The sequence below is a fragment of the Halomonas garicola genome (assembly GCF_031935715.1).
GTDB classification, from domain to species: Bacteria; Pseudomonadota; Gammaproteobacteria; order Pseudomonadales; family Halomonadaceae; genus Vreelandella; species Vreelandella garicola.
This window is the reverse complement of sequence record NZ_JASSZF010000055.1, coordinates 1-8,296: the sequence shown is the minus strand read 5'-3', so window position 1 is coordinate 8,296 and position 8,296 is coordinate 1. Positions and strand designations below refer to the sequence as shown.

The window sequence follows — 8,296 nt, the reverse complement described above, 5'->3', positions numbered from 1 at the left end:
GCTGTTCGGCTAACGGTTCCCGCTATCAAGGTCCGTAGGGGACTCTCACCCCCAAGTCATCCCGGGGCACTACCCCCGGGAACAGCACCTGTCGGTGCTACGCGCCATGCCTGGCGCACAACGAGAGGGCACAGCCGAGCGTTCGGCTGGCCACCAAGCGCCTTGAAAGTGAGAAGAGTGGGTCTAACGCGTTACGCCGGCGTCAGTCATCCTCTCCCCGGGGAGGTTCGCTTACGGACTCAAAGGCCCGCTGGTCGTCGGGCAGGCGCACGATATCCCCTAGCTGGATCTTGCCGTGCTGCTTTAAGCGCTTGCCTTGGGCATCAATGATGGCAGCGACGCTGCCGATGCTCACCCGGTCCTTGTAGGCCTCTACCTTAACGCGCACGTTAACGCCCTCATAGCGCCCCGAAACAATGACGCCGGGGCGCGGCTCGCTGTAGCCCTCGGGGTGTTCGGCATAGTAGGCGGCGACGCTGTGTGCGCCGGGTGTGTCCCATTCGATATGTTGATGCATGTGCTTCCTCCTTGTGGAACCCTTTGTCACCTTAAGCTTAGCGACAATGATAGTATATCCGCCATTGTTGATTTGCTGTGCCGAGGAGCTGCTGATGCGCCTGGCCGCGGCCAAAGCCAAGCGCGCCTTCCCCAAGGCGGCGCCCGAGCAGCTGAAAGCGCTGCGCGAAACCCTCGCCGAAAGCCCTCACGGCGTGGAAAGCCTGGCCGGCCAGTTCAAGAACAAGCCGCGCCAAAAGATCGAAGACGGGCTCTTGTCGCTGGCGGCCGTGGGGCTGGCGGAATACGATGACGCCAATGGCATCTGGTACGGCATCGGCTAGGTGCATGGCCCCGGAAAGTAGTGAACGGAGTTCAAAGTCGAGGAGGGGCAGGTATAGCAATGACAAAACGGCGACGTGACAGGGAGGAAGCCGCTGAGGCGCTCGACGCGCTTGAGGGCGACGGCCAGGCGCTGCTTTCCATCGACGGGCTCTGGTGCCCCAGCTGCGCGGCGGCCACCGAGCAGGTCATCCAGCGAACGCCCGGCGTCACCGAGGCGGGGGTGAGCTTTGCCACCTCCACCGCCGTGGTGCGCTGGGACCCTCGCCAGCTCCGGCTGCGCGAGCTGGCGCGGCGGGTGGCTCGCCTGGGCTATCGTCTGGGGCCGCCGCTGAGCGCTGCCGAAACCCTGGCGCGCATTGACCGGCACGTCGAGCGGCTGGGCATTCGCCTGGCCATCGCCGCCTTCTTTGGCATGTGGACCCTGGTGCTTTCGCTGGTTCTCTATATCGATAGCGGCGGCGTGGCGGCGAGCGCCACCGGCTGGTGGATCGCCTGTGTTGCCGGCGCTCTTGCCGTGCCGGTTCTGCTTTTTGTCGGCCTGCCGATTCTGCTGGCCGGGTGGCGCACCCTGCGCACCGGCGTCCCCGGCATGGATACCCTGATCGGTCTCGGCGTTACCGCGGCGGTGGGGCTATCGGTCTGGCAGCTAAGCCAAGGCAGCAGCCACGTCTACTTTGATACCGCCACCATGCTCGTTGGCCTGCTGACCCTGGGGCGCTTTATCGAGACCCGCACCCTGCGGCACGCCACCCAGGCGATCGACGCCCTTAAAGATACCCTGCCGGAAACGGCGCAGCGCCTCGATGCGGCGGGGCAGTCGGTCAGCGTAGCTGCGGAAACGGTCGCCAGCGGCGAGCGCATCCGGGTCGCGGCCGGTCAGCGCGTTCCGCTTGACGGTATCGTGCTCGAGGGTGCGAGCCGGCTGGATCGCAGCGTGCTCACCGGGGAGTCGCTGCCGGCTCCGGTGGCCAGCGGCGATTACGTGGAGGCGGGATGCGTCAACCTGGCCAGCGCGCTGACGCTGGTTGTCGACAAGCCGGTCGGCGGACGGCGCATCGATCGCATCGGCGCGCGCATCGCCGAGGCGGCCGGGGCCAAGGGCGACACCCAGCGGCTCGCCGATCGGGTCGCCCGCTTCATCGTACCCGTAGCGCTCGGGCTGGCGACGATGACACTTCTGGGCAGCCTCGCCGTGGGATTCCCTCTGGAGGAAGCGCTGCTGCGGGCCGTGTCGGTGCTGGTCATCGCCTGCCCCTGCGCGGTGGGCATCGCGGTGCCGGTGGCCTACGTAGCGGCGGCCAGCCAGGCGGCGCGCCGGGGTATTCTGTTTCGTCATCCCGCGGCGCTGGAAAGCATGGCAGGCATCCATGCCCTGATGTTCGACAAGACCGGAACCCTGACCGAGGGGCAGCTGGCCGTTGACGAGGTGCACCTGCGCGGGGAAACGTCGCTGACGTCAGACGAGGTTCTGGCCCTGGCCGCTCAGGCCGAGCAGGACGTGGAGCACGTTATCGCGCGCGCTTTACAGACCGCCGGGGTGCCCTCGCCAAGCGGGCAGGCCAGCGCGCCGCAGCGCTTTGAGCGCGGAGTCCGCCTGGACGCCTCCGAGCACGGCACGGTGCTGGTCGGCAGCGCCGATTTTCTCGAAAGCCAGGGCGTGACGTGCAAAAGCGAAGCGGCAGACGAGGCCGCGCCGGCCATCCGCGTTGGCGTGGAGGTCGCCGTGGCCGGGTTCTGGGTGGCAACGCTCTGGCTCAAGGATCGGCTGCGCGACGATGCCGTCGAGGCGGTCGCCCGGCTGCGCCGCGGCGGTATCGAGTGCGCCATTGTCAGCGGCGATGCAGCACCTCCGTCATTGGCCGTGGCCCGCCAGCTGGGTCTGCCGGATTCGCGGGTCTACGCCAACTGCTCGCCCGAGGGCAAGGCGGCCATCGTTCGCGCCACCCGGGGCGGCGTCGCCTTTGTCGGCGACGGCATCAACGACGGCCCGGCGCTGGCCGAGGCGACAGTGGGTATCGCGGTAAGAGAAGCCGCCGGCCCCGCCATGACCGCAGCCAGCGTGGCGATCGCCGAGGGCGGCGTCACCCGAGTGGCCGACGCCGTGGACGCGGCGCGGCGCGCCTATGGCGTGATGCGCCAGAACCTGGTGTTCGCCGTGATCTACAACGCCGTGGGCCTGAGCCTTGCCGCCTTTGGCATGATTCCCCCGGTGGTGGCGGTCATCGCCATGGCCGCAAGCTCGCTGACGGTGACCGCCAACGCCTCGCGGCTGGCCGGGGAAGGGTAGGGGCGCCAAGCCCTTGAGGCTGGCTACCCCGCCGCGCTAGCTCCGCGGGGTAGCGCCCTTGCCAAGGGTGGCGCCGTTACGGGCCTCGCCGTAGTAGTCCTTGTGCTGGTGATACGCTTCCTTGGCCTCGTCCAGATCAAGGCCTTCATCGACCTGGCGCGGGTCCGCCGGGCGCGGGAAACTATTGATATAGGCGGCGACGTCCCAGGCCTGCTGATTGCTGAGGCTGTCGGGTCTGCCCAGCGGCATGTTGGCCTTGATAAAGCCGGCGGCGGTGTTGACTCGGTGCATGCCAGCACCCCAGTTGTAGGAGTGGGGGCCCCACAGCGGCGGGAAGATATAGCGACCGTTGAGGTCTTTCTGGCCCTGGCCGTTGAGCCCGTGGCAGACGGCGCAGTTGTCGGCGAACACCTGTTCGCCGCGCTCCCGGTCGTAGTCCTGCTCGGGCTCTTCCAGGGCGGGGTAGCCGCGCCCGGGTACGTCTTCGCGCAGCGCGTTACCGTCGGCCAGCCAGGAGAAATAGCTCTCGAGATCCTTGTAGACCTGATGACCCGGGGGCGGCGGCCCGCCGCTGGGCGAGGCGGGGGCGTTCATCGAGTAGGTGAAGCAGCCGTTAACGCGGTCCTCGATGGTGTTGATCATCTTGTTCTTGCCGCGATACGCCGGGTAGTTGGTAATGGCTGCCCACATCGGTGCCGAGTTAGGCCGGCGCCCGGTGTTGAGGTGACAGTTGGCGCAGGCGAGGTCGTTGCCGGCAAACTCGCCGGCGTTGGTCCCGGTATTCAGGAAGATCTCTCGGCCGCGCTTCACGGCATCGCCGAACTCGTCGTCGGGGATGTCATCTTCATGGGGGGGCTGGTAGTAGCCCCGCGGGCCGATAGGCAGCTTGGGCGGGCCGGCGGAAAGGTCCTCCTGCCAGGCCTTGCGCTGTTCGTCGAGCTGGGTGCGCGCCGCCCGGGCGATCTGTGCGCTGCGCTCTGCCTCGGAGGTTTGCGGCGCCGGGCCGGTGACGTAGGGCAGCAGGTCGTAGTTGGCGACCAGGGTTCCCACAATAAACAGCCCCACCGCGCCGACGCCGGCATAGGCCAGGCGCCGCCGGGTAGATCTTTGCATTTTAGACGTCTTGTGATCACTCATGCTCGTCGCTCCCTCCTTGGCTATCGGCTTGGGCGGAGGTGGCCAGACGCTCGGGCGCCGGCGTTTCGAGCCGGGTCGACTGCCGGGCCGGTGGGGCAGGCAACGTGGCCATGAAATCGGCTACCGAGCGCATGTCGGCGTCGGAAAGCGCCGAGGCCACGCTGTGCATCAGCCTGCCCGGCGAGTTGTTGCGCCGCCCCGCCTTCCAGCCGGCGAGCTGGGTATAGAGGTAGCTTGGGTGCTGACCCGCCAGGGCAGGAAAGCTTTGCCCCACGCCCCAGGCGGAGGAGCCGTGGCAGCTGTAGCAGGCCGGCACGTCGAGGTTCCAGTCGCCCTCCAGCGCCAGCTCCTGGCCCCGCTCAAGGTCGCCGTTTAGCTGGGGCTTCGCGGTGCTTGAGGTGTTCATGCTCGAATAAAACTGGCCGACCGCGGCCATTTCCTCGGCGCTCAGTCCCTCGGCGATATAGCGCATGTTGTCATTCTGGCGGCGCCCGCTGGCGTAGTCGTGCAGCTGTTTGGTGATGTAGCCCGCCGACTGCCCGGCCAGGCGCGGCACGTTTTCCGCGCCCTGGGCGCCGTAGCCGTGGCAGGTGCCGCACGCCCAGTCTCGGTCGGTACCGATCCCGACCAGCGGTCCGGCGAGTTCGATGCTCGCACGTAGCGCCTCCTGGCCGAAATAGACCGCGGCCAGCGGGGAGCTGATGCTCTCGCTGTCGGGCTCTTGGGTGGCGGCCTCGGTGGGCTCGTCGGACGGTTCGGCGGAGCCTGGCTCGCCCTGGCCGTAGGTCAGCACCGCAAGGCCAAGCCCGGCGACGGCCAGCGCCGAGAGGCCGGCCAGCCGGCCGGGTGTTATCCAGGTTCGCATCAGGAGTCCTCCTCGCTAGGGGCCGAGGAGGAGAGGGTGTCGGCGACACCGAACGTATCCTCCAGCGCCTTGCCGCCCTCCCAGGGGCTCACCCGCCCGGAGAAGCGTTCGCGCTGCTCGGCCACGAATTCAGGCTCAATGCCGTCGGCCTGGTTGTCCCAGCCGCTGCGCACGTGGGTCAGAATGGCCGCAATTTGCTCGTCGTCCAGCTGGTGCCGGAAAGTCGGCATGCGCCCGTTGTAGACGCTGCCGCTGACTTCGATTTCGCCGTCCAGGCCGTGCAGCAGGATATTTACCGGGACTTCCGCCTCGGCCAGGGCGTAGTGCGAGCCGTTTAGCGGCGGCACGGCACCCTTGACGCCAGCGCCGTCGGCCTGGTGGCAGGTGCTGCAGTAGGCGGTAAATAGCCGTTGGCCATCGGCGCTCCCGGAGGCCGCCTCAACGGCGGCCTGCTCGGCGTCTTCGCCAATCTTCGGCGGCGCTTCGGCGAGCTGGCTATCGGTGAGCAGGGTGACAATGCCCCAGACCGCCAGCGCCAGCAGGATGGCGGTGACCTGCCAGGGGATGGGGTTGTAGGCCTCATAAGGGTCGAAGTGCCGGTAACGGATGCCGGCTACGAACCCCGAACGAGGACGTTTGCTGGAACGTTGGGTCATGAATCCTCCTTCTCGGCCACAAAGCCGTTGTCGCGAAGGTGATCATGTTCAGCCGGATAGGTGCGATCGAGGCTGAGCAGGTAGTCGGCCAAGTCGAGGGCGGCCTGTTTGGCGACAACGACCTTGCCCTCGGGGCGATGCTGTTCGGGAAGCTTCACCACCACGTCGTCGCTGTCTGCCTCTTCCTTGGCTTCGAAGAGGAAGGGGAAGGCCGGCATGATGCTCGTCGGCGTGATCGCTCGGGGCTGATAAAGGTGCGTCAGGTGCCACGCCCGGGAGGGCAGGCGAGCTCCAACGTTGAGCAGGTCAGGACCGGTGCGCATGGTGCCGAGCAGGTGCGGTTCGTCGTAGACGTAGTCCGCCGCGGTGGAGGCCCGCCCCCAGCCGCGGGCCGTGTCCGGCCCCTGCTCGTTGGAGCGTGGCTGCTGAGTGTGACAGTACACGCAGCCCATGCTGACATAGACATCGCGGCCGCGCTGTTCGGCCTCGCTGTAGGGCGAAAGCCCGTCGGGCGCTTCGATGGTGCGGATCTGGGCCGCGGGGCCGGCCACGAGAAACAGCGTGGCGAAGGCCAGCAGTGCCAGGGCAACGACGATCAGGGGGAGTATGCGATTCATGCTTCAGACTCCTGTACCGTGGTCGGGGAGGCCGGGTTTTCTCGGGCCTCCGGGGCCTCCTCGAAATGCCGCCGGGGGCTGAGGAACAGCACGGCCAGGTTGGCGGCAAAGACCAAGTGGCCAAGCGTCATCAGGGTGCCGCCCAGAGAGCGGCCGGCCAGGTAGGGCACGGTGAGCTCCATGCTTTCCAGCCACTCCCGGCTGGCGTCGACCATGGCCAGCCCCTGGAGCCAGCCGCCGATGCTCAGCGCGAAGAAGTAGATCGCAAAGCCGACGACGACCAGCCAGAAGTGCAGGCTGATGGCCCAGGGCATCGGCCAGGCGCGCCCGGTGATGCGCGGCATCATGTAATAGATGCCGCCGAACAGCACCAGGGCCACGAACGCGTAGGCGCCCAGGTGCGCGTGACCCACGGTGTAGTGGGTGAAGTGGGCTACGGTGCTGAAGGCCCGCACGGCCTCAAGCGAACCCTGAAGCGAGGCCAGGGTATACATGATGGCGCCCAGCGCCACAAAGCGCAGCGGCAGGCTTTCCCGCCAGGCCCAGAGGTTGCCAAGACTCAGCGTGTGCTGGTTGATGGCAACGGCAATGACGGGGACCACCATCATCACCGACTGCACGATCGAGAGCGATACCACCCAGGTAGGGATCGGGCCGCCTACCAGGTGGTGCATGCCCACCTGGCTGTAGAACAGGGCCAGGGACCAGAAACCCAGCAGCGACAGGCGATAGGAGTAGATCGGCTTGCCGATGATCTTGGGAATGAAATAGTAGGCCGCGCCGAGTCCCAGCGGGGTCAGCCAGAGCCCCAGGACGTTGTGGGCGAACCACCAGTTGGCGGTGGCCTGCTGGGCGCCGGCGTGCGTGTCCGGCAGATTGGCGATGATGAAGAGGGTAGGAAACCACACCAGGCCGGCCATGTAGTACCAGCCGGACACATAGATATGGTTCACCCGCCGGGCGGCGGCGGTAAAGAGCAGCGGGATGGCGAAACAGGCGCCGCCGAGGGCCAGCAGGATGTCGAACTGCCAGGGGATCTCGAGCCACTCCAGGCCGTCGGTCCAGCCGCTGGCGATGGCGGTCACGCCGCCCAGCACGCCGATGTTCCAGATTACCGCGCCGACCATGCCCAGCCGCGGCTTGCGCAGCGGCGTCTTGAACAGCGTGGGCACCAACCACATCGCCGTGCCGATGCCACCCAGCGAGAGGAAGCCGTAGATAACCGAGTTCAGATGCAGGGTGCGCATGCGCCCAAAGGTCAGCGGCGCGCTGCCGGTCAGCCAGTCGGGGAGGTGCAGCTTCAGCGAGGCGATGACGCCGAATACGGAGCCGAACACCAGCCAGATCGTGGCGGTGACGAACATCACGATCAGCAAACGGTGCCAGTCTCGGGTCAGCCGCGGATCCTGGATGACGCGTCGGTCGCTGTACGGCGAAGTGGGGTCATCCAGTTTGCCGGCCTCATCGTCGTCTTCGAAGACGGTTCTGGCATCGCTTTCGGTAATGCGGAACTGCTGGGTGGAAATGGCCCAGATCAGAGCGATTACCGCGATCAGCGAGGCGGCAAAGCTGAATGCCAGAAGGGACCCGATGGTGAAGTTCATGTCACCTCCGTTGGCTTGGGGCGTGCTCGCTACCAGGCGAATCGCTGCCCCGTGACATTTTAGAGTAAGAAACCAGTTTTGCGCTGTGGTTCGGATTAAAAGACTAGCAGGTTTTAGCGCGGCACCGAAGAGTGGAAGAAAGTGAGATAAAACTGATTTAGTGACAATTAGGGTCTGTTGACGTTTCATGGCAGGGGTATTGGCAGGATAGGGGCAAGCTCGCAGAATAAAGGTTCCTACGCCAACAAACTGCAAGCCTGCCATGCCCCGACAAATGCTCACGGATGAAC

At 66.4% G+C, this 8,296-nt stretch carries 8 protein-coding genes; 2 read left to right on the top strand and 6 right to left on the bottom strand.

Translation table 11 applies throughout. The features are described from left to right. Positions 1-202: 202 nt before the first annotated feature. The gene (locus RS027_RS13245) at positions 203-517 is read right to left on the bottom strand and encodes a hypothetical protein (RefSeq protein ID WP_311957692.1); all 315 of its coding nucleotides are present in this window, start codon (positions 515-517) and stop codon (positions 203-205) included. Positions 518-611: 94 nt separating this feature from the next. Between RS027_RS13245 and RS027_RS13240 the strand changes: the two genes are divergently transcribed. Both RS027_RS13240 and RS027_RS13235 read left to right on the top strand, forming a co-directional pair. Next, positions 612-839: a hypothetical protein gene (locus RS027_RS13240; RefSeq protein WP_311957690.1), complete on the top strand. Its 228-nt coding sequence runs from the start codon at positions 612-614 to the stop codon at positions 837-839. A gap of 59 nt (positions 840-898) precedes the next feature. Further along, positions 899-3,127, top strand: a complete 2,229-nt coding sequence (locus tag RS027_RS13235) for a heavy metal translocating P-type ATPase (RefSeq protein ID WP_311957689.1) — start codon at positions 899-901, stop codon at positions 3,125-3,127. 36 nt (positions 3,128-3,163) lie between these two features. Here the strand turns inward: RS027_RS13235 and RS027_RS13230 are convergent, their stop codons facing one another. From RS027_RS13230 to RS027_RS13210, 5 genes are read right to left on the bottom strand one after another with little or no spacing between them, the layout of a single operon-like run. Then, positions 3,164-4,264 (bottom strand): c-type cytochrome, encoded by a 1,101-nt coding sequence (locus tag RS027_RS13230; protein WP_311957687.1) that lies wholly within the window; start codon positions 4,262-4,264, stop codon positions 3,164-3,166. After that, positions 4,257-5,129, bottom strand: coding sequence for a c-type cytochrome (locus RS027_RS13225; protein ID WP_311957685.1), 873 nt, complete (start codon positions 5,127-5,129; stop codon positions 4,257-4,259). Before RS027_RS13225 ends, RS027_RS13230 begins: the two co-directional genes overlap by 8 nt. Further along, positions 5,129-5,785 (bottom strand): c-type cytochrome, encoded by a 657-nt coding sequence (locus tag RS027_RS13220; RefSeq protein WP_311957683.1) that lies wholly within the window; start codon positions 5,783-5,785, stop codon positions 5,129-5,131. The genes RS027_RS13225 and RS027_RS13220 overlap by 1 nt, the downstream gene beginning before the upstream one ends. After that, on the bottom strand, positions 5,782-6,402 hold the full coding sequence (locus RS027_RS13215; protein ID WP_311957682.1) for a cbb3-type cytochrome c oxidase subunit II: 621 nt from the start codon (positions 6,400-6,402) through the stop codon (positions 5,782-5,784). Before RS027_RS13215 ends, RS027_RS13220 begins: the two co-directional genes overlap by 4 nt. Next, on the bottom strand, positions 6,399-8,006 hold the full coding sequence (locus tag RS027_RS13210) for a cbb3-type cytochrome c oxidase subunit I (protein WP_311957681.1): 1,608 nt from the start codon (positions 8,004-8,006) through the stop codon (positions 6,399-6,401). The genes RS027_RS13215 and RS027_RS13210 overlap by 4 nt, the downstream gene beginning before the upstream one ends. Positions 8,007-8,296 lie beyond the last annotated feature (290 nt).

Excerpts from the sequence above, each read along its gene's own strand:
- RS027_RS13245 (WP_311957692.1), bottom strand. The coding sequence starts at position 517 with ATGCATCAACATATCGAATGGGACACACCCGGCGCACACAGCGTCGCC.
- RS027_RS13240 (WP_311957690.1), top strand. The coding sequence starts at position 612 with ATGCGCCTGGCCGCGGCCAAAGCCAAGCGCGCCTTCCCCAAGGCGGCG.
- RS027_RS13235 (WP_311957689.1), top strand. The coding sequence starts at position 899 with ATGACAAAACGGCGACGTGACAGGGAGGAAGCCGCTGAGGCGCTCGAC.
- RS027_RS13230 (WP_311957687.1), bottom strand. The coding sequence starts at position 4,264 with ATGAGTGATCACAAGACGTCTAAAATGCAAAGATCTACCCGGCGGCGC.
- RS027_RS13225 (WP_311957685.1), bottom strand. The coding sequence starts at position 5,129 with ATGCGAACCTGGATAACACCCGGCCGGCTGGCCGGCCTCTCGGCGCTG.
- RS027_RS13220 (WP_311957683.1), bottom strand. The coding sequence starts at position 5,785 with ATGACCCAACGTTCCAGCAAACGTCCTCGTTCGGGGTTCGTAGCCGGC.
- RS027_RS13215 (WP_311957682.1), bottom strand. The coding sequence starts at position 6,402 with ATGAATCGCATACTCCCCCTGATCGTCGTTGCCCTGGCACTGCTGGCC.
- RS027_RS13210 (WP_311957681.1), bottom strand. The coding sequence starts at position 8,006 with ATGAACTTCACCATCGGGTCCCTTCTGGCATTCAGCTTTGCCGCCTCG.